At 69.9% G+C, this 21,045-nt stretch carries 18 protein-coding genes and 2 pseudogenes; 15 read left to right on the forward strand and 5 right to left on the reverse strand.

Going from position 1 to position 21,045, the window contains the following annotated elements:
* Nucleotides 1-145 precede the first annotated feature (145 nt).
* Both A9977_RS18985 and A9977_RS18990 read right to left on the reverse strand, forming a co-directional pair.
* On the reverse strand, nt 146-1,753 hold the full coding sequence (locus A9977_RS18985) for a recombinase family protein (protein ID WP_259652038.1): 1,608 nt from the start codon (nt 1,751-1,753) through the stop codon (nt 146-148).
* Nucleotides 1,754-1,867: 114 nt separating this feature from the next.
* Nucleotides 1,868-2,248 carry an STN domain-containing protein gene (locus A9977_RS18990; protein ID WP_183026426.1) on the reverse strand — a complete coding sequence of 127 codons (381 nt, stop codon included), beginning with the start codon at nt 2,246-2,248 and terminating at the stop codon, nt 1,868-1,870.
* Nucleotides 2,249-2,478: 230 nt separating this feature from the next.
* Here A9977_RS18990 and A9977_RS18995 point away from each other — a divergent pair, with 230 nt between their 5' ends.
* From A9977_RS18995 to A9977_RS19050, 13 genes and pseudogenes are all read left to right on the forward strand, one after another.
* Nucleotides 2,479-3,036, forward strand: coding sequence for an RNA polymerase sigma factor (locus A9977_RS18995; protein WP_259652039.1), 558 nt, complete (start codon nt 2,479-2,481; stop codon nt 3,034-3,036).
* Entirely contained in the window at nt 3,033-4,031 is a 999-nt protein-coding gene (locus A9977_RS19000) for a FecR domain-containing protein (protein WP_183026428.1), read from the forward strand. The genes A9977_RS18995 and A9977_RS19000 overlap by 4 nt, the downstream gene beginning before the upstream one ends.
* Before the next feature lie 70 nt (nt 4,032-4,101).
* A complete protein-coding gene (locus tag A9977_RS19005) occupies nt 4,102-6,627 on the forward strand; it encodes a TonB-dependent receptor (RefSeq protein ID WP_183026429.1) in 2,526 nt (841 codons plus the stop codon).
* Nucleotide 6,628: 1 nt separating this feature from the next.
* On the forward strand, nt 6,629-8,071 hold the full coding sequence (locus tag A9977_RS19010) for an MFS transporter (RefSeq protein ID WP_183026430.1): 1,443 nt from the start codon (nt 6,629-6,631) through the stop codon (nt 8,069-8,071).
* Nucleotides 8,072-8,110: 39 nt separating this feature from the next.
* Nucleotides 8,111-9,805, forward strand: coding sequence for a serine hydrolase (locus A9977_RS19015; RefSeq protein WP_183026431.1), 1,695 nt, complete (start codon nt 8,111-8,113; stop codon nt 9,803-9,805).
* Nucleotides 9,802-11,241 (forward strand): annotated as a pseudogene (locus A9977_RS34350) (M81 family metallopeptidase); the annotation flags it as partial. The gene A9977_RS19015 and the pseudogene A9977_RS34350, both read left to right, overlap by 4 nt.
* A gap of 150 nt (nt 11,242-11,391) precedes the next feature.
* Nucleotides 11,392-12,186: pseudogene (locus tag A9977_RS34355) on the forward strand (alpha/beta fold hydrolase); the annotation flags it as partial.
* Nucleotides 12,183-13,376: an alanine racemase gene (locus A9977_RS19025; RefSeq protein ID WP_220811909.1), complete on the forward strand. Its 1,194-nt coding sequence runs from the start codon at nt 12,183-12,185 to the stop codon at nt 13,374-13,376. The pseudogene A9977_RS34355 and the gene A9977_RS19025, both read left to right, overlap by 4 nt.
* A 36-nt stretch (nt 13,377-13,412) precedes the next feature.
* Nucleotides 13,413-14,231, forward strand: a complete 819-nt coding sequence (locus tag A9977_RS19030) for a MotA/TolQ/ExbB proton channel family protein (protein WP_183026433.1) — start codon at nt 13,413-13,415, stop codon at nt 14,229-14,231.
* Nucleotides 14,232-14,265: 34 nt separating this feature from the next.
* Nucleotides 14,266-14,694 carry a biopolymer transporter ExbD gene (locus tag A9977_RS19035; RefSeq protein WP_183026434.1) on the forward strand — a complete coding sequence of 143 codons (429 nt, stop codon included), beginning with the start codon at nt 14,266-14,268 and terminating at the stop codon, nt 14,692-14,694.
* 24 nt (nt 14,695-14,718) lie between these two features.
* Nucleotides 14,719-15,153 (forward strand): biopolymer transporter ExbD, encoded by a 435-nt coding sequence (locus A9977_RS19040; protein WP_183026435.1) that lies wholly within the window; start codon nt 14,719-14,721, stop codon nt 15,151-15,153.
* The gene (locus A9977_RS19045) at nt 15,150-15,812 is read left to right on the forward strand and encodes an energy transducer TonB (protein ID WP_183026436.1); all 663 of its coding nucleotides are present in this window, start codon (nt 15,150-15,152) and stop codon (nt 15,810-15,812) included. Before A9977_RS19040 ends, A9977_RS19045 begins: the two co-directional genes overlap by 4 nt.
* 43 nt (nt 15,813-15,855) lie before the next feature.
* Nucleotides 15,856-17,223, forward strand: a complete 1,368-nt coding sequence (locus A9977_RS19050; RefSeq protein ID WP_183026437.1) for a chloride channel protein — start codon at nt 15,856-15,858, stop codon at nt 17,221-17,223.
* Here A9977_RS19050 and A9977_RS19055 read toward each other — a convergent pair.
* Complete coding sequence (locus A9977_RS19055; protein WP_183026438.1) at nt 17,205-18,335, reverse strand: NAD(P)/FAD-dependent oxidoreductase; 1,131 nt, start codon at nt 18,333-18,335, stop codon at nt 17,205-17,207. The two genes, A9977_RS19050 and A9977_RS19055, sit on opposite strands and share 19 nt — an antisense overlap.
* Before the next feature lie 101 nt (nt 18,336-18,436).
* On the opposite strand from A9977_RS19055, the gene A9977_RS19060 reads away from it, so the two are divergent.
* The gene (locus A9977_RS19060; protein ID WP_183026439.1) at nt 18,437-19,117 is read left to right on the forward strand and encodes a TetR/AcrR family transcriptional regulator; all 681 of its coding nucleotides are present in this window, start codon (nt 18,437-18,439) and stop codon (nt 19,115-19,117) included.
* Between the two features lie 61 nt (nt 19,118-19,178).
* Complete coding sequence (locus A9977_RS19065) at nt 19,179-19,616, forward strand: GNAT family N-acetyltransferase (protein ID WP_183026440.1); 438 nt, start codon at nt 19,179-19,181, stop codon at nt 19,614-19,616.
* 9 nt (nt 19,617-19,625) lie between these two features.
* Here A9977_RS19065 and A9977_RS19070 read toward each other — a convergent pair whose 3' ends face one another.
* Nucleotides 19,626-20,654, reverse strand: a complete 1,029-nt coding sequence (locus A9977_RS19070; protein ID WP_183026441.1) for an NAD(P)/FAD-dependent oxidoreductase — start codon at nt 20,652-20,654, stop codon at nt 19,626-19,628.
* Nucleotides 20,655-20,661: 7 nt separating this feature from the next.
* Nucleotides 20,662-20,991: a ferredoxin FdxA gene (gene fdxA, locus A9977_RS19075; RefSeq protein WP_183026442.1), complete on the reverse strand. Its 330-nt coding sequence runs from the start codon at nt 20,989-20,991 to the stop codon at nt 20,662-20,664.
* Between the last annotated feature and the right edge of the window lie 54 nt (nt 20,992-21,045).

The raw sequence follows: 21,045 nt of genomic DNA on the forward strand, positions 1-21,045 counted from the left end.
CCCGGCGCTGCGGCGCTCTTCAACGATCTGTCTGCAGCTCCCGAGCCCTTCGACAGCTGGGAGGAGGCTGCCAAGCCGGCGTGGCAGAACTGCGGCGGCGTGAGCCTGAACTCTGGTCCTCGCAGCCGTCCCAGTGAGACCGCGATCAGGCGGTCTCGGCGATCGCCTCATCAGCGCTGAGCAGTTCCCCGTCGGCGCCGATGCGCAGCAGCCTGGCGGTGCCACCTTTGGCGTGCAGAACGACATCGATGGAGCGAGCCTTGGCGTCTGGCCGCATTCCGCGCTGATAGACCACGATGCGCTCGAACGTGTCGCCCACCAGTTGGCGGGCGCGCATGCGCGCCTCGTAGTCGAGCTTCTCCACGCCGTCGACCAACGCACGCCACCGGTCATCGGCGCCTGTGAGATCCGCTCGGGTCGCTTCGGCTACTGCACGCTCGGCTGCTTTCACCTCGTCGCGCGCGCCGTCGCGCTCCATCTCGAGTTCGCGGGCCCGGCGCAGGAAGGTCGCCGGCGCATCGTCGCTGGTCAGCAGCGCCTCCGTGATCCTGTCGAGCTTCGCCTCGATCGCCTGAAGGCGCGCCGACGTGCTGGCCAGTTCACCTCGCGGCACGATGCTGCGATCAGCTGCATACAGCGCCTGCAGGTTCACCAAATCAGAGCAGTAGAGCATGAGCGCGCGCTCGATCGGCGCGGCCGAGCACGACCCCTTCACGAGGCAGCCGTCACCGCTGTTCACTCGGATGCACTGCAGCCGGCGGTGGCCATCGGCCAGCGTGCCGTCGGCCCTCATCTTGTTCGCCATGGTCTGGCTCTTCAGCGGCCCGCCGCAGTAGCCGCAGAACGCGACGCCGAAGCCGGTCAGCAGCGGCGGAATCTGGCCCTTCACGTGCCGGCGGCTGCGCAGCGCGGCCAGCTGCTGCAGCTCGTTCCACGCGTCCGCGTCCAGCAGAGCAGGGTAATAGTCGACGAGCACATGCGTGTCAGCCTCGAGCGTTAGGTGCTTCTCGCCTTTCAGCGCGGGGTTGGACAGCAGCCGCACCAAGTGCCCCGACGTCGGCATGCCGGCGCTGGTCGCGAGGCCAGCATCGTGCAGCGCCTTGGCGATGTGGCCGGCGCCCAGCCCACGGCGGAACATGTCGACGGCGGCCCGCACTGCCTCGGCGCGGGCCGGGATGAGCGTCCACTTCCCCTCCACCACCTCGAGCCAGCCCGGCGTCTTGCCGTACCTGACCAGGCCGCGGTACGTGCCGGCGATCCAGCCCAGGCACTGGCGCCGGATCGCGTCGCGCACGCGCTTGCTCTTGGTGTCGCTTTCCTCGTGCGCGCGGATCATCACCAGCAGGCTGTAGACGAGATCCATGGGGTTAGCCTTCAGCCGCTCGCGGCTGTAGACCTTGCCGTCGCTGGCCGTCACCACGGAGATGCCGGCGCTGATGATGGCGGTGAGCTGCGCCTGCGCCTGGATAGGTTCAGCGCGGGAGAGGCGATCGAGGCCCTCGACGACGAGGTATGAGCCGCCCGGCACCTGGCCGTCTTCGACCGCGTTCAGGAACGCGCCAAGTGCGCCCTTCTTGACGTGCTTCTGGTGGAAGGCCGACAGGCCCTCATCGCGCATGGAGAGGGTTTCGTCGAGGAGCAGCTGGTGTTGTTCGGCCCACTGCGCCGCGTAGGCGCGTTGGCGATCGCTGCTCGCGCCGCCTGCCTGGCGCGCGTCACTGAACCGCATGTAGCTGTAGACCTTGGCACTCATGCCGAGCAGTTTACTTAGCTCGCGTGAGGTTTACCTCAATCAGGTTCAAAGGGACTTTCTCAGTCGTGTCGGCAAGCCGACGCAACACCCCTAGCGAGTCGCTATTCTAGGCGCTCAAGGCTTGGTGCCTGCCGCAGCCGGCGCAGCGACTGCCTTGGCCGCGGGCGATGCGATGAGCACCATCGCCCCGTCCGGCCCGCGCCGGATGCGCAGCCGCGTGCCATCCAGCAACCGGTCGAGCGCCGCATCGGGCGCGATCCTTCCCTTGATGCCTCGCGTCGAGAGGTCCTTGACGTCTTCCACCTTGTAGATGAGCTGCACGCCGGACTGTGCGATGTATGCGTCGAGCGCCGGCCGCAGTTCGCCGCTGCGAACGTCGAAATCCCGGGGATGGGCGGCCGACAGGCCCGTCGCCAGCAGGCATCCGAGCGCGGCGGCGATGCACCGGCCGGCGCCGGTGTGGAGGAGGGCGGTCTGCCTCCGGAGTCGATTCATGTCGGTGTATTTCCGGCGAGATGGTTCTTGTTACCCCCATGAGACGAGCGCGGCGGCGCTTTCCGGTAACGGGCTGCCCCATTTCAGTGCCGCCTAGAATTTCCTGGTGCTCCTCACCGTGCGTTACCGGAAATCCTCGGGCCGTTCGTCTCAGTGTCTGTCGTCAATCCCGGCGACGAGCCGCCCACCCATCCGGCCATTCCCAGGAGCGCTTTTTGGTTCTCAGTGACTTGGACAACTGGTTCGTCAGGGAAGTGCTGCCCATGGAGGCCGCGCTCACGCGTTTCCTTCGCCGCAACTGGCGCGACGACGCCGAAATACCTGACTTGCGTCAGGACGTCTACATGCGCATCTATGAATCAGCGGCCAAGGCCATGCCCGAACTGGTGAAGCCCTTCGTCTTCGCCACGGCGCGCAACCTGCTGATCGACCGCGCACGGCGGTCGCAGATCGTGTCGATCGAGATCATTGCCGACCTCGATGCGCTGGATTTCTCGGCCGACGAACTCACGCCCGAGCGTCACGCGTCGGGCCGCGGCGAGCTGCGGTTGCTGCAGGCGGCGCTCGATGCCTTGCCTTCCAAGTGCCGCCGGGTGGTGGAGATGCGCAAGATCGAAGGCCTGTCGCAACGCGAGGTCGCGACACAGCTGGGCATCACCGAAGACACGGTCGAGCGCCAGGTGTCGCGCGGCGTGCGGGCGTTGGCCGATGCGCTGCTGTCCGACGGGGTGCTGCTCGACACCAAGGCCTTCGGCCGGGCGCAGAACGAAAAGAGGCTCTCCACATGACAGAAGCCCAACGCATCGAATCCGCCGCCGCCGACTGGCTGGCGCGCCGCGACGGCGGCAACTGGACCGAGGCCGACGAGCAGCAGCTCGAGGCCTGGATCGGCGCGTCGATCGCGCACCGCGTGGCCTGGCTGCGCCTCGCCAGCGTCTGGCAGCGCAGCGACCGGCTGGGCGCGCTGCGCACGCCGCCGCCGATCCCGGCGCCGATCCCTGCCCCCGCGCCGCAGCCGCAGCCCGCCCGGCCGGCGCCCCGCCTGTCGCGCTTCTCGCTGCAGCGCATCGCCGCCGGCGTGCTGGTCGCGGCCGCCGGCACCGCCTGGCTCGGCTGGCAGCACGCGCAGGAAGCGCAAGGACAGCACTACGCCACCGCGGTGGGGGCGCGCCAGTCGGTGGCGCTGCCCGATGGATCGAAGCTCACGCTGAACACCGCCACGCAGGTGCGCGCCGCCGTCAACGGCAGCGGGCGCAAGGTGTGGCTCGACGCGGGCGAGGCCTACTTCGACATCGCGCACGACCAGGCCCATCCCTTCGTCGTGATCGCCGGCGACCGCCGCATCACCGTGCTGGGCACGCGCTTCCTGGTGCGGCGCCAAGGCGATCAGGTGAACGTGACGGTGGAGGAAGGGCGCGTACAGATCGCGTCGGCCAGGCCCGACACGAAGAGTGCCGAGCCCACGGTGCTCACGCGCAACCAGGCGGCCGTCACCCATGCCGACAACGTGCTGGTGATATCGAGGGCGCCCAAGCAGGTCGACGACGAACTGCGCTGGCGCGAAGGCAAGCTGGTGTTCGACCAGACCACGCTGGGCGATGCGGCCGCGCAGTTCAACCGCTACAACACACGCCAGCTGGTGATCGCCGATCCGGCCATCGCGCAGGTGCGCATCGGCGGCAGCTTCGATGCCAACAACATGAGCGGCTTCGTGGCCTTGCTCAAGCAGGGCTTTGGCCTGGCCGCACAGGACAGCGGCAACGAAATCAGAATTTCAAACTAGCTTATTACCGGAATGTGACCAGGCATTCGTCTCAGTGGATACCAAAACAAATACCACTCTGGAGACCCCCATGAATCGAGTCGAGCAAGGCCTTGGCCAGCCCGCCAGGAAGAAGCAGAAGAAGAAACGTCCTTCGGTGGCGCTCCGCCATTGGGTCATCGGCGGCACGTGGGCGCTGATGAGCGGCCTGCCTGTTCTGGTACACGCCCAAACTCAGGTACAGGCGCAGCGGGTCTTCGACATCGGTGGCGGCGAGCTGAAGACTGCGCTTGATGCCTACATCGCACAGGGCGGTGTGCAACTGCTCTACAAGGTCGACGACGTGAAGGGCGTGAGCACACGCGGCGTGAAGGGCGCGCTGTCACCGGAGGAGGCACTGGCACGCCTGCTCGAAGGCACGCCGCTGCTCACGCGCCGCGGTGCCGACGGCGCGATCGTGATCCATGTCGCCGCGCCGGTGCCGACGGCCCCAAGGCCGTCGACCGAAGCGCCGCAGTCACTCGAGAGCGTCACCGTCACGGCCACGCGCCGCCGCGAGCCGGTGCGTGAAGTGCCGATGCAGGTCAACGTGATGAAGGCCGAGACGCTGGAGCGCGCCGGCGCCAAGAACCTGGCCGACTATGTCGCCGAGCAGCCCGGGGTGAACCTGACGAGCAGCGGCAGCGTGGGCGGCACGCTCACCATGCGCGGGCTGACCATGGGCCCGGTGCAGGGCATCGCGACCGTGGGCGTGTACGTGGACGACGTGGCCACCGGCCTGAGCTCGGCCGGCGCCAACGGCGGCAACACGCCGCTGGACATGGGCATGCTCGACCTGAGCCACATCGAGGTGTTGCGCGGCCCGCAGGGCACGCTGTACGGCGCCGGCGCCATGAGCGGCGTGCTCAAGTACGCGACCAACCAGCCCGACACCCTGGAGTTCGGCGGCTCGGTCAGGTTCGGCACCTCCTGGACCCAGAGCGGCGGCATGGGGTTCACGACCGGCGCGGTGCTCAACGTGCCGATCAAGGAAGACGTGGCGGCGGTCCGCTTCGCGGCCTTCACCGACCGGGTGGGCGGCAGCTACGACGCCGTGGGGCGCGCGGCGGGGCAGAACATCGACCGTGGCCATACCGACGGCGGCCGGGTTTCGCTGCTGGTGACGCCCACGAGGGAGCTCACCGTGCGTCTCACCGGCATGGTGCAGGACGTGAACCGCAAGGGCCTGGGCTTCGAGGACATCGACAAGCGAACCGGCCGCCCGTGGGGCCTGGATCGCACGCGGCAGCTGTCGGTCCCCGAGACCTACGGCAACCGCACACAGTTGTTTGGCCTCGACGTGGAATACGACTTCGGCTGGGCCCGCCTGAACTCGATCACTTCCGCGCAGGACGTGAGGATCCACAACACCGTCGACGTCACCGGCCTCTACGGACCGGCGCTGAGCGCACTGCGCCTGCCGGTGGCCTCGGTGCCGGTGAACAGCGTCGTTGATCAGCACCGCATTAGCCAGGAGTTCCGCCTGACCTCGCGCTCGGGCACCACCTTCGAGTGGCTGGCCGGCCTCTATCTGAACCGTGAACGCGGCGCCAACAACGGAGCGATGGACGTCAACCTGAGCGGCGGTCTGGGCAGCAGGAGCCTGCTGTCGTCGAGCCAGTCCTCGCGCTACCGCGAGGCGGCCGCCTATGGCGATGTCACGTGGAACGTGACGCCTGCGTTCTCGCTCACCGGCGGCGTGCGCCTGGCGCGCAACAACCAGGAGTACGCCAGCCGCCAGACCGGCCAGCTCGTCGGCTCGGTCGCCGCCGATGCCGCCGGCACCTCGTCGGAAAGCCCGACCACCTATCTGGCCGCGGCCAAGTACACGCTGTCGGAGACGAGCACCATGTATTTCCGCGCGGCCAGCGGCTATCGCCCCGGCGGCCCCAATGTGCTGAAGCCCGACACCGACCGGCGGGTCGTGCAGCCGATGTACAACTCCGACTCGCTGTGGAGCTACGAGCTGGGCTACAAGGCCGATCTGCTGGACCGCACGCTGTCGCTGGAAGCAGCGCTGTACGACATCGAGTGGAGCGGCGTGCAGCAGCCCACGCGCAGTGGCGGCTTCGTGTTCGTCACCAACGCGGGGGCGGCCCGCATCAAGGGCAGCGAGCTCACGCTCAACTGGAAGCCCAACAAGGAATGGCGCTTCACCGCCAATGCCGCGGCCGTCGATGCGCGCCTGACCGAGGACGCCAAGGGCCTGGACGCCAGGGCTGGCACGCGGCTGCCGCACACGCCGCGCTTTGCGGCAACGCTGGGCGTGACGCGCAACTTCAGCCTGGCCGACCACCCTGCCTACGTCGGCATCAGCACGCGCTACACCGGCAAGCGCGATGCGGGCTACCGCGGCAGTGCCACCCTGCCGAGCATAGTGATGCCGGCCTACACGCTGGTCGACTTGCAGGCGGGCATCGACTTCAAGACCTTCAGCGTCTCGGCCTACGTGCGCAACCTGACGAACCGGCGCGGCATCGTGTCGATCGAGACCGGCCTCAACGCGAACCCGAACCTGGCGACTGCGGCGCTCGTGCCGACGCGCACCGTCGGCCTGAACGTCAACGTTCCGTTCTGAGATGTCGAGCATCACACCATTGGCGGCCACCGTGCCGCCGGATGCGACGCGCCCCGCCGCCCACGAGACGGCACGCAAGGCACCCTCCAGTGCCTGGTACGCGCTCGCGGTGCTGGTCATCGCGACGGTGCTGGGTTCGATCGACAAGGTCATCCTGACGCTGCTGACGGAGCCGGTGCGCCACGCGCTGTCGCTGTCCGACACCCAGATCGGCCTGCTGCACGGCGCCGGCATCGTGCTGTTCACCGGCATCGCCACGCTGCCCCTGGGCTGGCTCAGCGACCGCTACGACCGGCGCGTGGTGCTGGCCGCCTGCGTGCTGCTGTGGAGCGCCGCCACCGCCATGCGCGGCACCGCGACGGACTACAGCATGCTGTTCATCGCCTCCATCGGCCTGGGCGTGGGCGAGGCCGGCCTCGGGCCCATCACCAACAGCATGATCCCCGACCTGTTCCCGCGTGCGCAGCGGGTGTTGGCCAACGCGGTGTTCGCGCTGTCGGCCATCTTCGGCGGCGCGCTGGGCGCGCTGCTGGGCGGCACCATCGTGCACCTGACGGACGACCTGCGGCACTGGCTGCCGGCGTCGATGCAGCAACTGGAGGCGTGGCGGCTGACCTTCTTCGTGATGGCCTTTGCGGGCCTGCCGGTGGCGTTGCTGGTGCTGTCGATCCGCAGGACCCGGCGCGGGGGCGCACAGCCGGCGACCCCTGCGGCCTCGGTGGCGCAGGGCGCCGCATCCGCCGCCGGCGCAGCGCATCCGGACGATGCGGACGATGCGGACGATGCGGTCAGCACCGTGAGCTTCCGCGACCACCTGCGGCTGCACTGGCGCACCTTCGCGGGCCTGGTGGTCGGCGCGGGCCTGGCGAGCATCGGCATGAGCTCGATCGGCACCTGGCTGCCGATCATGGCGGCACGCGAGTACGGCATCACGCCGGCGCAGATGGGGCAGGGCATGGGCATCGCCTTCCTCTGCGGCACGGTCATCGGTGGCCTGCTGGGCGTGGTGGCGATGCGCTACGTGCAGCCCCGCATGGGCCCGGCCGCCGCGCTGCGCATCATCATGCTGGGCAACCTCACGGCCGCGCTGCTGTCGTCGCTGCTGCTCTTCACGCGTTCGGCGACCGATGCCTTCGCCTTGCTGGCGCTGCTGGTCGTGCCGCTCATCAGCGGCGCGGTGCTGCTGCCCAACGTGCTGCAGGACGCGGCGCCGCCGCACCTGCGCGCCCGCACCATCGCGATGCTCTCCGTCGCCGGCCTGCCGTTCGGCGTCGTGGGGCCGCTGGTGGTCGGCATGTTGTCGGACGCCCTCAAGTCGGTGCCCAACGGCCTGGCGATGTCCATCGTCGCCGCCACGCTGATCGGCGGCGTCCTCGGCGCCATGGTGCTGCGCGCCACCGAAGGCCCGTTCGTGCGCCTGATGCGCGCGGCGCGGCCTACCTGATCCTTCCTCCCGTTCCCCATTCCCCTTGGTTGTCCTTCCATGTCACCCCAACCCCTGCCTTCCGTACCTGAAATCCCCGCGTCGGCGGTTGCCGCCGAAGCGGCCGCACTGGCCGCCATCGACGCACTGGTGGCGCCCTTCAACCGCGGCGACGCGCCCGGCCTGACCGTCGGCATCGCGCGCCACGGCCGCCTGCTGTACCGGCGCGCCGTCGGCATGGCCAGCCTGGAGATGGGCGTGGCCCTCACGCCGACCACGCGCATGCGCATCGCCTCCACCAGCAAGCACTTCACGGCGATGGCGGTGCTGCTGCTGGCCGAAGACGGCCTGCTCGGCGTGGACGACGCGGTGCAGAAGCACCTGCCCGAACTGCCGCAACTGAGCGCCAACGGCCCGACGCTGCGCCACCTGCTGACGCACACCAGCGGCTGGCGCGGCCACGACGAGCTGTGGGCCATCGCCCATGGCCTCACCTTCACCCGGCCGGGCCCGGGGCTGCCCGCCATGGCGCGGCAGAGCGAGCTCAACTTCGAGCCCGGCACCCACATGGTCTACAGCAACGGCGGCTACTTCCTGCTGGCGAAGATCGTCGAGCGCGTGAGTGGACTGGGCTTCGACGCCTTCCTCAAGACGCGCCTGTTCGGCCCGCTGGGCATGCCCGACACCGCCTCGGTGGCGACCGACCTCGACGTGGTGCCTGGCCTGGCCGGGCTCTACATGCCTGCGCCCGCCGGCGGATGGCAGCGCGGCCTGTATCCGTGCGAGCTCGACGGCGGCGGTTCGCTGGTGTCGACGGTGGACGACATGCTGCGCTGGCTCGCGCACATGCGCGGCGACCAGAAGATCGTGGGCAGCGCCAGGAGCTGGGCGCTGCTGTCCGAACCCACCACGCTGTCCTCGGGCTCGAAGGTGAGCTATGGGTTCGGGCTGGCGCGCCACCCCTACCGCGGCGTCGAGATCGTCCATCACGCGGGCGCGGTGCTCGGCGCCCAGTCGCAGATGCTGAGCGTGCCGGCGCACGGGCTGGACATCATCGTCATGTCGAACGGGGCCGCGGTGGCACCGTCGACGCTGGCCCTCAAGGCGGTCGAACTGCTGCTCGGCGACGCGCTCCAGCCGCCCGAGGCGCGGCCCCTGGCCAGCGCCTTTCCCGCGCTGGTCGGCCAGCGCTACCACGCGCCGTCCACCGGTCGCCTGATCGCTTTCGCCGACGTCGCGGGCAAGCTGGGCATGTCGTGGCAGGCCTCTGCCGCGAAGCCGATGCACCAGGGCGAAGGCAAGCTGTGGCTGGACCTGCAGGACCTGCCCACCAACGACCTCGTGCTCGATGCCAGCGACATCGATCCGCAGCGCACGCCCGACACGCTGGTGCTGCACGAGGGCGGGCAGCCGCGCCGCTTCGAGCGCATGGCCGAGACCGCGCCCGATGTCGCCGCGCTGGCCGGGCAGCTCTGCGGCGACTACACCAGCCCCGACCTCGACGCCACCGCGCGGATGGCGCTGGTCGACGGCACGCTGATGTTCATGGTGCAGGGCCGCCACGGCATGCACGCCTGTGCGGTGACACCGTTGTCGGCCGACGTGATGACGCTGGTCTCGACCGATCCGGTGCTGGGCCAGATGGGCCGATCGATCCTCAACGTGGAGCGCGAGGCCGGCCGGGTCGTGGGACTTCGGCTGGACACCTCGCGCTCCCGGAACATCCACTTTGCCCGCCAGGAGTCACTCGCATGAAGTTCTTCGCCGCCCTGTTCGCCACCGAGACCAACACCTTCGCTCCCGCCCCGACCGGGCTGGGCAGCTTCGAGGAATACGGCATCTTCCACGGCGACGCCAGCACGCGCGACGCCACCGGCTACGGCATGTTCGCGGTGGAGGCGCGCAAGCAGCTGGCCGCCGAAGGCCACGAGATGGTCGAGAGCCTGTTGGCCTTCGCCCAGCCGCTGGGACGCATCGTGCGCCCGGTGTACCAGCGCCTGCGCGACGAGATCCTGGACGACCTGCGCCAGGCCGGCCCGGTCGACGGGGTGATCCTGGTGCTGCACGGTGCCATGGTGGCCGACGGCTACGACGACGGCGAAGGCGACCTGATCGCGCGCGTGCGCGCCATCGTCGGGCCGGAGGTGAGCATCGGCGTGTCGCTCGACCTGCACTGCCACTTCACGCAGCAGATGCTGCACGGCGCGGACGTGATCATCTGCTACAAGGAATATCCGCACACCGACGCGCTGGAGCGCCTGCAGGAGCTGATCCGCATCGTGGTCGACACCGCGCAGGGCCGCGTGAAGCCGGTGACGGCCGTGCACGACTGCCGCATGGTGGGCAAGTGGCACACCACGCGCGAACCGATGGCCGGCTTCGTGCGCCGCATGGAAGCCGCGGAGAAGCTGCCGGGCGTGCTCTCGGTCTCGCTGGGCCATGGCTTCCCCTGGGCCGACGTGCCGGAGTCCGGCGCCAAGCTGTGGGTCGTGACGGACAACGACCCGGCCCTGGCCGCCAGGCTCGCCGAGGAACTGGGCCGCGAGTTCTGGGACCTGCGCCACCAGACCGGCGTGCCTTCGATCCCGGTCGCGCAGGCGCTCGACCAGGCCATGGCCCTGACGGGCGGCCCGGTGGTCATCGCCGACACGGCCGACAACGCCGGCGGCGGCGCCACCAGCGACAGCACCTTCGTGCTGCGCGCGATCATCGAGCGCGGCATCGCCGACGTGGCCTTCGGCGGCGTCTGGGATCTGGGGGCGGTGCAGCTGTGCCGCGATGCGGGCGTCGGCGCCAGCTTCGCGCTGCGGCTGGGCGGCAAGTGCGGCCCGGCCTCGGGCGACCCGATCGACCTGCAGGTGACCGTCAAGGCCGTGAAGGATGCGCATTCGCAGCGTGGCCTGGTCGAAGGCAACCACACGCCCATGGGCCCGTGCGTATGGGTGCAGGCGGCCAACGGCGTGGACATCGTGCTCATCAGCAAGCGCAACCAGGTCATCGGCAGCGACCTCTTCACGGGATTGGGCATCGACCTGGCGACCAAGAAGCTGGTCGTGGTGAAGTCGGCGCAGCACTTCCATGCGGAATTCGGCCCGCTCGCCAGCGCGGTGCTCTACGTGTCGACGCCAGCCGCGCTGAGCACCGACTTCGCCAGGCTCCCGTACCGCGTGCGCGACCTCGACTACTGGCCGCGCGTGGAAGAGCCCAAGCGCGTCGCGCCGCAGGTGCGCCGCCCGCACTGGATGCCCGCACCCGGCGAGTTGTACAGCGTCGAAGGCCGCAGGATGCACCTGCAGCGCAGCGGCCCCATGCCGGCCAGCGCGCAGCAGCCCACGCTGGTGCTCGAGGCCGGCGGCGGCTGCGCCTCGCCGATCTACGCGCGGCTGCAGCAGGCGCTCGCGACCCGGTACCCGGTGATCAGCTACGACCGCGCCGGCATGGGCTGGAGCGAGGCCGACGATGCGCCCTTCGACGGTCAGCGCAATGCGCAACGGCTGAATGCCCTGCTGGCCGCGGCCGGCGTGACCGGCCCGATCGTGCTGGTCGGCCATTCGCTGGGCGGCCTGCTGAACCGCATCTACACCGGCCTGTACCCGCAACAGGTGGCCGGTGTGGTGATGCTCGACGCCAGCCACCCGGCGCAGTTCGAAGTGTTCAAGGGCTTGCCGACGGAGGTGCTGGCGGGCGAGCGCACCAAGCGTGCCGAGTTCCAGGCCGGCGGCCCGCCGCCGCCGGAGTTCGCGCCGGTGCAGGCCATCTTTGCCGACATGCCCCATGTGCTGCGGCAGATGGTCGCGAACTACACGCCGGAAACCATCGACACGATGGTGAAGGAGCACGAGGGCCTTGCGCAGGTCGCCCGGCAGGCCGGCGCGTCGCCCGACCTGGGCGCGCGTCCGCTGTCGGTGCTGTCGGCGACCGTCATGCCCAAGCTGCCGCCCGGCGCCGAGGAGGCCGCCGAGGTGCAGCGGCGCTGGCCCGACTACCAGCAGTCGCATGCGGCGCTGTCGACGCGGAGCCGCCTGCATCGCGTCGAAGGTGCCGAGCACATGACGCTGGTGGTGCTGCCCCCCTTCGTGAGCCGCGTGGTCGAAGAGGTCGACTGGGTCATGGCCGCGCTGGGATGCGCCGCATGAAGGCGCCCGTGCACATGGCGCTGGCCGGGTTGGCCACGCCCGCGCTGCTGCTCGACAGCGCGGTGCTCGAGCGCAACTGCGAAGCGATGGCGCAGCGCGCCGCGCACCACGGCGTGGCGCTGCGCCCGCACCTGAAGACCTCCAAGTCGGCCGAGGTGGCGCGCCTGGCCACCCGCGGCCAGGCCGGCGGCATCGCGGTCTCGACCGTGGCCGAGGCCGACTACTTCGCGGCCCACGGCTTCCTGGACCTGACCTACGCCGTGGGCATCAGCGCCAGCAAGATCGAGGCGCTCGACCGCATCCAGCGCACCTACGGTGCACGCATCACGCTGCTGGCCGACCGTGTCGAGGCGGTGCTGTCGGCGGCCGAGGAGGCGCGTGCCCTGGACGCCAGCTTCCGGATGCTGATCGAGATCGACACCGGCGGCGGCCGCGGCGGCCTGGCGCCGGGCGACGCCGAACTGCTGAGCGTCGCACGCGCCGTGCAGCAGAGCGAGGCGTTCGCGCTCGCCGGCGTGCTGACCCATGCGGGCCACAGTTACCACGTCGAAGGGCGGGATGCGATCCGCGCGATCGCCGAGACCGAGCGTGCCGGTGCGGTGCATGCGGCCGGGCGCCTGCGCGCGGCCGGCCTGCGGATCGACGTGGTGAGCGTGGGTGCCACGCCCACCGCGGTGTGCGCCGAACGGCTCGACGGCGTGACGGAGATGCGCCCCGGCGTGTACACCTTCTTCGACCTCGACCAGGCTGCGCGCGGCATCTGCGACATCGAGGACGTGGCGCTGTCGGTGCTGGCCACCGTGATCGGCCACAACCCGCGTTCGCGCCGCGTGCTCATCGACGCCGGCGCGCTCGCGCTGTCGAAGGACGAATCCGCCGCCGAGTTCCGCGACGGCCTCGGCTTCGGGCTGGTCTGCCAGGTGGACGGCGCGGCGCCGATGGCCGGTTTGCGCGTGGCCGAGCTGCACCAGGAGCACGGACTCATCGCCTGCGACAGCGACACCGACGGCGCGGTCGAGGCCATGTTCGCGGCCCTGCCGGTCGGCAGCCGCGTGCGCATCCTGCCGCACCACGCGTGCATGACCGCCGCCCCCTACGACCGTTACCACGTCGTGCGCGGCGCGGGTTCCGACGTGCATGCCATCTGGGGCAAGACCCGTGGCTGGAACGTCCACACGAAGGATGCGTGAGCGCAACCCTACTTTCTTTTCCTGGAGACATTCCCGATGAAAACGCTTCTCGCCCGCTTCGTGTCGGCCGCCGCGATGGCACTGGCCTTCTGCCTGGCAGGCGCATTGCCGGCCCACGCACAGACCGCCGTGGCACCGACGACGGCAGCCGCTGCCGCCCCGGCCCCGACCACCACCCACGCCGCCGCGGTGAAGACCGACAACCCCTACGGCATCGGCGCCCTGTGGGCCCAGAGCGATGCCGTGACCAAGGCCGTGCTCGCGATCCTCGTGATCATGTCGATGAGCAGCTGGTACGTGATCGCGATGAAGCTCTTCGAGCAGTCGCGCATGGGCCGCCAGGCCAAGCAGGTCGACGATGCCTTCTGGAACGCCAACAGCGTGAAGAGCGGCGCCGAGCAGCTCGCCCCCACCAGCCCCTTCCGCTTCATCGCCGATGCCGGCGTGCACGCCACCAAGAAGCACGACGGCCTGCGCGGCAAGGTCGACTTCGCGGACTTCGTGGACCTGTGCATCCACCGCGCCACCGAGCGTGTGCAGCGTCGCCTGAGCAACGGCATGTCGCTGCTCGCGACCGTCGGCTCGACCTCGCCCTTCGTGGGCCTGTTCGGCACTGTCTGGGGCATCTACCACGCGCTCACCGCCATCGGCGTGGCCGGCCAGGCCTCGATCGACAAGGTCGCAGGCCCGGTGGGCGAGGCGCTGATCATGACCGCCATCGGCCTGGCTGTGGCCGTGCCCGCGGTGCTGGGCTACAACTGGCTGCTGCGCCGCAACGTCGCCGTGATGGACGACGTGCGCGAGTTCAGCGGCGAACTGCACTCGGTGATCCTGGCCAGCAGCACCCCGGCCTGACCCCCTTGTCGCAACACGACATGCGAGGCGCGCCATGGCAATGAACATCCCCTCCGCCGGCGGCGACGAGGAACAGGTCATCGCGGCCATCAACACCACGCCGCTGGTCGACGTGATGCTGGTGCTGCTGATCATCTTCCTCATCACCATCCCGGTGGTCAATTACTCGGTCCCGGTGCAGGTGCCCAAGGAACGCAACGAGGTGCGCGAGAGCAAGCCGGAGACCGTCGTGCTGTCGGTCGATGCGGCCGGCCGCATCTACTGGTACGACACGCCGGTGCGCGACACCCAGAGCCTCACCGACAAGCTGACCAAGGTGGCCGCGCTCAACCCGCAGCCCGAGGTGCACATCCGCGGCGACTGGCAGTCCGACTACGAACCGGTGGGCAAGATCATCTATGCCTGCCAGGCCGCGGGCATCGCCAAGGTCGGCTTCATCACCGAGCCGCCCGCGCGCAACTGACAACGCATAGGAAGACACACAGCCATGCGAAAAGACAAGCCGGGGCGCCGCCGCAGCGCGCCCTCCGACGAGCCCATGATGGACATCAACACCACGCCGCTGATCGACGTGATGCTGGTGCTCCTGATCATGCTGATCATCACGATCCCGATCCAGCTGCACGCCGTGAACCTGAACATGCCCACGGGCAACCCGCCGCCGAGCGACTTCAAGCCGGAGGTGCTGCGCATCGATGTCGATGAACGCAGCAACGTGCTGTGGAACGGCGAGATCGTGGCCGACCGCGCCGAAGTCGAACGCCGCTTCGAGGTGGTGGCCGCGCAGGAAGTGCAGCCCGAGGTGCACCTGCGCCCGGACAAGCGCGCCAGGTACGAGATCGTGGCCGGCCTGATGGCCGCGGCCCAGCGCACCGGCCTGACCAAGCTGGGCATCGTCGGATCGGAGCAGTTCATCCCATGACGCGCGCCCAAGACTTCAACCCTAAGTCCCGCTTCGGCCCGGTGAGCATCGCCGTGATGGTGCTGGCCCATGGCCTGATCGGCTACGGCCTGGTCTCGGGCCTGGGCGGGCATGCGCTCGAGCTGATCAAGAAGCCGATGGAGGCGACCATCATCACCGAGGTCAAGCTGCCACCGCCGCCCCCTCTGCCACCGCCGCCTCCTCCGAAGAAGATCGTGCGCCAGGAAGTGGCCAAGGTGCCGCCGCCGCCGCGGCCGGCCTATGTGCCGCCGCCGGCCGTGACGCCGCCCGTGAGCTCTGCGCCGGCGATCACGGCGGTGCAGAGCGTCGAGCCCGCGGCGCCGCCGCCCGCCGCGCCGCCTGCGCCGCCCGCACCACCGGCGCCGCCGGCACCGAAGGCGGCATCGACCGATATCGCGATGGCCTGTCCCCGGCAAGTCAAGCCCGAGATGCCGCGCAAGGCGCTGGACGAAGGCATCGGCGGCGTCGTCAAGGCCGAGGTGCGCATCAAGGGCACGCATGTGACGGAGGTGCGCTTCCTGTCGGGGCCGCGCGTCTATCACGGCGCGGTGCGCTCGGCCATGATGAAGTACGAATGCCAGACCACCGGCGACGCGGAGATCCTGGCCACGCAGGAGTTCGTCTTCAAGATCGAATGAGCGGCCCGGCCGCGATGAAGGGGGCTTGCGTACACTGCCCCCGATGAACCGAGAGCCGGACTTTCTGGAACACCTGCGCGCCGAGTTGCGTGGCGGCCGCGTGTGGCTCGACCGCGCCATCGTGCTGGGCTATGCCATTGCGGCCGGCCTCTTCGTGGTGGGCTTCACCTTCGCCAGCGACTGGGTCTTCGGTGCATTCCACCGCTTCTACCGCGCCTGGCCCTGGGCCGTGCTGCTGACCACGCCGCTGATCACGGCCGGCATCGTCTGGGCCACGCTGCGCTTCTTTCCCGGCGCGAGCGGCTCGGGCATTCCGCAGGTCAAGGCGGCGCTCCATCCGGCCTTGCCCGAGGAACGGCGTTCGATGTTCGCGTCGCTGCGGCTCACGGTGGCCAAGATCGGCCTGGGCGTGGCGGGCTTTGCCGCCGGCCTGTCGATCGGGCGCGAGGGTCCGTCGGTGCAGGTGGCGGCGGGCGTCATGCAGCACGCGCGCCGCTGGCTCTCGCCAGCCACCACCATCGACGGGCGGGCGCTGCTGGTGGCCGGCGGCGCGGCCGGCATCGCCGCGGCCTTCAACGCGCCGCTGGCGGGCGTGGTGTTCGCGATCGAGGAACTGTCGGGCCGGCTGGAGGCGCGCTCCAGCGGCCTGATCATCACGGCCATCGTGCTGGCCGGCCTGGTGGCGGTGTCGGCCTTCGGCAATGTCAGCTATTTCGGCGTGATTCATGTGCCGCGCCTGGGTTGGGATGCGCTCGGGCCGGGCCTCTTGGTCACGCTGCTGAGCGGTGCGGCCGGCGGCCTGTTCGCCCGGCTGCTGATCGCCTCGCTCACCGGCGCGCCGGGCCGCCTCGGCCGGTGGCGCGCGCGCTTCCCGGTGCGCTTCGCGGCCGTGGGCGGGCTGGCGGTGGCCGTGATCGGCCTGGTGACGGGCGGCGTCACCTTCGGTGCGGGGTCCGAGGCGGTCAAGGCGATGCTGCAGGGCCACGACGAACTGACGCCGCTGTACACGGTGCTCAAGTTCGTGGCCACCTGGCTCACCGCCTGGTGCGGCGTGCCGGGCGGCATCTTCGCGCCTTCGCTGTCGATCGGCGCGGGCATCGGCGATGCCGTGGCCGGCCTGACCAGCGGCGAGCTGGGGCCGGCGCTCATCGCGATGGGCATGGCCGGCTTCCTGGCGGCGGTGACGCAGGCGCCGCTCACCGCCTTCATCATCGTGATGGAGATGGTCGACGGGCATGCCATGGTGCTGAGCCTGATGGCGGCCGCCATGCTGGCCAGCCTGGTTTCGCGGATGATCAGCCGGCCCCTGTACGACACGCTGGCCGAACACATGGTGGGGCGGGCGATGGCGTCCGGGCCGCCGCAGGCCGATCGGGTGGCGGGCTCGGCGCCTCAGCGGCCAGACGCGTAGCCGGTGAACAGCGCCACCACGCTCTGGGGCGCGTCGGCGTCGAAGAAGCACCGGAGGTTCCGGTCGGTCTCGGCAGCAACGGAGCTGCTGCGCGGGAAGAGATCACGTTCATACGCCGCGAGCGCGGCTTCGATGTCGCCAGGATGGGCGGCGATGGCCTGGCCCAGTTCGGCGCCGTCGCAGAGCGCGAGGTTGGCGCCCTCGCCGGCGAAGGGCGACATCAGGTGGGCCGCGTCGCCGAGCAGGGTCACGCCGGGCACGCGGTTCCAGCGATGGCCGATCGGCAGCGCATGGATGGGGCGCAGCACGGGTTCGGTGTCGCCGTCGGTGATCAGCGCCTTCAGCGCGGGCGCCCAACGCTCGAACTCGTCGGCGATGCGGGCCAGGGCCTTCGTCCGATCGGAGAAGTCGAGCGCGGCGATCCAGTCCTCGGGCCGGTTCAGGGACACATAGGCCTGCAGCTCGCCGTTGGCATGGCGGTGGGCCAGGATGCCCTGGCCCGGCGCGATCGCCATCAAGGTGCCGTCGCCGACGGCTTGCGCGCTGGCGGGGTGCCGGGTGTCGCTGTCGAACAGATGCGTCTCGATGAACGAGGTGCCGACGTACGCGGGCAGCACGTCGGACAGCAGGGGGCGAACCCTGGACCAGGCGCCATCGGCGCCGACCAGCAGATCGGCGACCACGCGCGTGCCGTCGGTGAAGTCGAGCCGGTGTTTTCCGTCGCCCAGCGGGATGGCCGCGCCGAGCTTGCGGCCCCACTGGATCGTGCCGGGCGGCAGGGCATCCATCAGGAGCCGGCGCAGCGCGCCGCGATCGACCTCGGGCCGGGTGCCGCTGCCCGGCCACGCCATCAGGATGCGGCCGTGCAGGTCGACCACCCGCTTGGCGTCCGCGCCGGGGAGCACCAGGTCGAGGAATTGCTCGTAGAGGCCTGCGGCCTTGAGCGCGAGCTGCCCGTTGTGTTCATGGATGTCGAGCAGGCCGCCCTGGGCGCGCGCGTCGGCCGAGGCCTCCGCTTCGTAGACCGTGGCGGCGATGCCGTGGACGTGGAGGACGCGCGCCAGGGCCAGGCCGCCGAGGCCGGCGCCGACGATCGCGATGCGGGGATGCATGGAGATTCCTTTGGGGAAATGGGTTTCAGGGAAGTCCGCGAGTTCATGGAACGTCATTCCATTATGTTGGAACAACATTCCATTCATGTCAAGATGCGGCCATGGCTTCCAAAAAAATCAGCACCCCCCGGCGAGAAGAATCGCTCTCGCGCGATCGCATCATCGAGGCAGCAATCGAGTTGCTGGACAGCAACGGAGAAGGCGGCTTGACCTTCCGCAGCCTGTCCGAACGGCTCGCCACCGGCCCGGGCGCCCTCTACTGGCACGTCGCGAACAAGGACGACCTGCTGAGCGCGGCCTGCGACGCCATCGTCGCGCGCACCCTCGAAGACAGCGCCGTTGGCGCAACGCCGGATCACACGATCCGCACGCTGGCAGGCGACCTGTTCGACGCGATCGACCTGCATCCCTGGGTCGGCTCGTCCCTGGCCGCCGCGTCCGGGCAGTTGCCGATGATGCGCATCGTCGAGCGCATCGGCCGGCAGGTCCGCGCGCTGGGCGTGCCGGACGCGGCGCAGTGGGCCACGGCGTCGGTGCTGCTGCACTACATCCTGGGCGTGGGCGGGCAGAACGCGGCCAACGGGCAGTTCGCCCGCACGCACGGCATCGACCGGGAGGCGTTCCTCGCGGCGATGTCGGCCAGGTGGCTGGCGCTGGACCCCGAGGATTTCGCCTTCACGCGCAGCTTCGCGGACCGCCTGCCGACGCACGACGACCGGGCCGACTTCCTGGCCGGCATCGACGTGATCCTCGACGGCATCGCGTCGGCGCACGGCCGCTGAGCCCGATGCGGGGGTGCCCGTACGATCGGGGCCTTTCACCCTCGACCCGATTCTTTGCTGCATGAAGATCCGCCTTGCCCTTCCCGCCGACATCCCTGCCGTCTTCGAAGTCCGCACGGGCGTGCGAGAGAACCACATGTCGATGGCCGAACTGGCGGTCATTGGCGTCACGCCCGACACATTGCCCGGCATGCTCGAAGGCGACGGGCGTGGCTGGGTGGCCGAGGAAGACGGCCGGGTGCTGGCCTTCGCGATGGCTGACGCGGCCGATGCGACGGTGTTCGCGCTGTTCGTGCGCGACGGCAGCGAGGGCCGGGGACTGGGACGCCTGCTGATGGCCGAGGCCGAGCAATGGCTGTTCGCGCGCGGCTGCGCGCAGATCTGGCTGGTCACCGACAGCGACCGGGCCGTGCGGGCCAACGGCTTCTACCGCCACCTGGGCTGGACCGACGACGGCCTTCAGGACGACGGACAGGTCCGCTTCATCAAGCGGGCCTGAGCGCGCCGTTCAGCCGACGCCGAGCAGCTGGTGCAGGCGGGTGCTGGTGGTCGTGTACTGCAGCGGCACGGCCTTGCCCGGGAACACGATGGCGGTCGCGGCCCAGGCGGCCAGCGTGGCCTCGTGGAAGCCGCAGACGATCAGCTTGCGCTTGCCCGGGTAGGTGTTGATGTCGCCCACCGCGAACACGCCGGGCTCGCGGGTCTGGTAGCCCTCGGTCTCGACCGGCACCTGCTTGCGTTCGAGTTCCAGGCCCCAGTCGGCGATCGGGCCCAGCCGCGGCGAGATGCCCAGGCAGGCGATCAGCGCGTCGATGGGGCGCGCGACCACCTGCGTGTCGGGCAGGGTCACTTCCAGCTCGGTGCCGTCGAAGCCCGAAGGCTGGCCGACCACGAAGCGCAGCGCGCCCGCCGCGAGCTGCGCGCGCAGTGCCGCGACCTTGGCCGGCTCGGCCTGGAAGCCGTCGCGGCGATGCAGCAGCGTGACCTCGGCAGCCACATCGACCAGGGCCAGCGCGGTGTCGAGCGCGGCATCGTCGCCGCCCTGGACCACCACCGACTGGCCGGCGAAGCGGGAGAGGTCCGACGGGTGATAGAACAGCTTCGTGCCCTCGAAGGCTTCGATGCCCTCGATGGTCACGCGCCGCGGGACGAAGGCGCCCACGCCGCCCGCGATGAACACGGTCCTGGCGAGGAATTCGGTGCCGGTGCTGGTGCCCAGCCGCAGGCGGCCGTCGGGCTCGCGCGCCAGCGTGGCGACCTGCTGGCCCAGGTGCATCACCGGCTGGAGCGGGGCGACCTGTGCCAGCAGCGCGTCGGCCAGGCCGCGGCCGGTGGTCGCGGGCGTGCCGGGGATGTCGTAGATGGGCTTGTCGCCGTAGAGCTCGACGCACTGGCCGCCCACGTGGGGCAGGGTGTCGACGATGTGGCTGCGGATCTCGAGCAGGCCCAGCTGGAAGGCCTGGAACAGCCCGACCGGGCCGGCGCCGATGATCAGCGCGTCGGTTTCGATCGGGCCGATCGGTGAGGGCGACGTCATCGACGCCTTACTTCACCAGCTCGGCGACCTTGTTGGGCTTGTCTTTCCACTCGTCGGCATCGGGCAGCGGCGCCTTGCGCTTGGTGATGCTCTTCCAGCCGTCGGCCAGGGCCAGTTCGGCGTTGAGCTTGATGAAGGCGAGCTGGTCGGCCGGCAGGTCTTCTTCCGCGAAGATCGCGTTGGCTGGGCATTCGGGGATGCAGACGGCGCAATCGATGCATTCGTCCGGATCGATCACCAGCATGTTGGGGCCTTCGCGGAAACAGTCCACGGGACACACGTCGACGCAGTCGGTGTATTTGCAGCGGATGCAGTTTTCTGAGACGACGTGGGTCATGAGGATCTATTGCCGAGGGAGCTCGGTCGTCAAGTGAAATCGGGGGAAACCCCG

The organism is Variovorax sp. UMC13, from assembly GCF_014170375.1.
Classification (GTDB): Bacteria; Pseudomonadota; Gammaproteobacteria; order Burkholderiales; family Burkholderiaceae_C; genus Variovorax.

What these genes read in the sequence shown, in the direction of transcription:
- A9977_RS18985 (WP_259652038.1), bottom strand. Translation starts at nt 1,753, where the DNA reads ATGAGTGCCAAGGTCTACAGCTACATGCGGTTCAGTGACGCGCGCCAG.
- A9977_RS18990 (WP_183026426.1), bottom strand. Translation starts at nt 2,248, where the DNA reads ATGAATCGACTCCGGAGGCAGACCGCCCTCCTCCACACCGGCGCCGGC.
- A9977_RS19000 (WP_183026428.1), top strand. Translation starts at nt 3,033, where the DNA reads ATGACAGAAGCCCAACGCATCGAATCCGCCGCCGCCGACTGGCTGGCG.
- A9977_RS19005 (WP_183026429.1), top strand. Translation starts at nt 4,102, where the DNA reads ATGAATCGAGTCGAGCAAGGCCTTGGCCAGCCCGCCAGGAAGAAGCAG.
- A9977_RS19010 (WP_183026430.1), top strand. Translation starts at nt 6,629, where the DNA reads ATGTCGAGCATCACACCATTGGCGGCCACCGTGCCGCCGGATGCGACG.
- A9977_RS19015 (WP_183026431.1), top strand. Translation starts at nt 8,111, where the DNA reads ATGTCACCCCAACCCCTGCCTTCCGTACCTGAAATCCCCGCGTCGGCG.
- A9977_RS19025 (WP_220811909.1), top strand. Translation starts at nt 12,183, where the DNA reads ATGAAGGCGCCCGTGCACATGGCGCTGGCCGGGTTGGCCACGCCCGCG.
- A9977_RS19030 (WP_183026433.1), top strand. Translation starts at nt 13,413, where the DNA reads ATGAAAACGCTTCTCGCCCGCTTCGTGTCGGCCGCCGCGATGGCACTG.
- A9977_RS19035 (WP_183026434.1), top strand. Translation starts at nt 14,266, where the DNA reads ATGGCAATGAACATCCCCTCCGCCGGCGGCGACGAGGAACAGGTCATC.
- A9977_RS19040 (WP_183026435.1), top strand. Translation starts at nt 14,719, where the DNA reads ATGCGAAAAGACAAGCCGGGGCGCCGCCGCAGCGCGCCCTCCGACGAG.
- A9977_RS19045 (WP_183026436.1), top strand. Translation starts at nt 15,150, where the DNA reads ATGACGCGCGCCCAAGACTTCAACCCTAAGTCCCGCTTCGGCCCGGTG.
- A9977_RS19050 (WP_183026437.1), top strand. Translation starts at nt 15,856, where the DNA reads ATGAACCGAGAGCCGGACTTTCTGGAACACCTGCGCGCCGAGTTGCGT.
- A9977_RS19055 (WP_183026438.1), bottom strand. Translation starts at nt 18,335, where the DNA reads ATGCATCCCCGCATCGCGATCGTCGGCGCCGGCCTCGGCGGCCTGGCC.
- A9977_RS19060 (WP_183026439.1), top strand. Translation starts at nt 18,437, where the DNA reads ATGGCTTCCAAAAAAATCAGCACCCCCCGGCGAGAAGAATCGCTCTCG.
- A9977_RS19065 (WP_183026440.1), top strand. Translation starts at nt 19,179, where the DNA reads ATGAAGATCCGCCTTGCCCTTCCCGCCGACATCCCTGCCGTCTTCGAA.
- A9977_RS19070 (WP_183026441.1), bottom strand. Translation starts at nt 20,654, where the DNA reads ATGACGTCGCCCTCACCGATCGGCCCGATCGAAACCGACGCGCTGATC.
- fdxA (WP_183026442.1), bottom strand. Translation starts at nt 20,991, where the DNA reads ATGACCCACGTCGTCTCAGAAAACTGCATCCGCTGCAAATACACCGAC.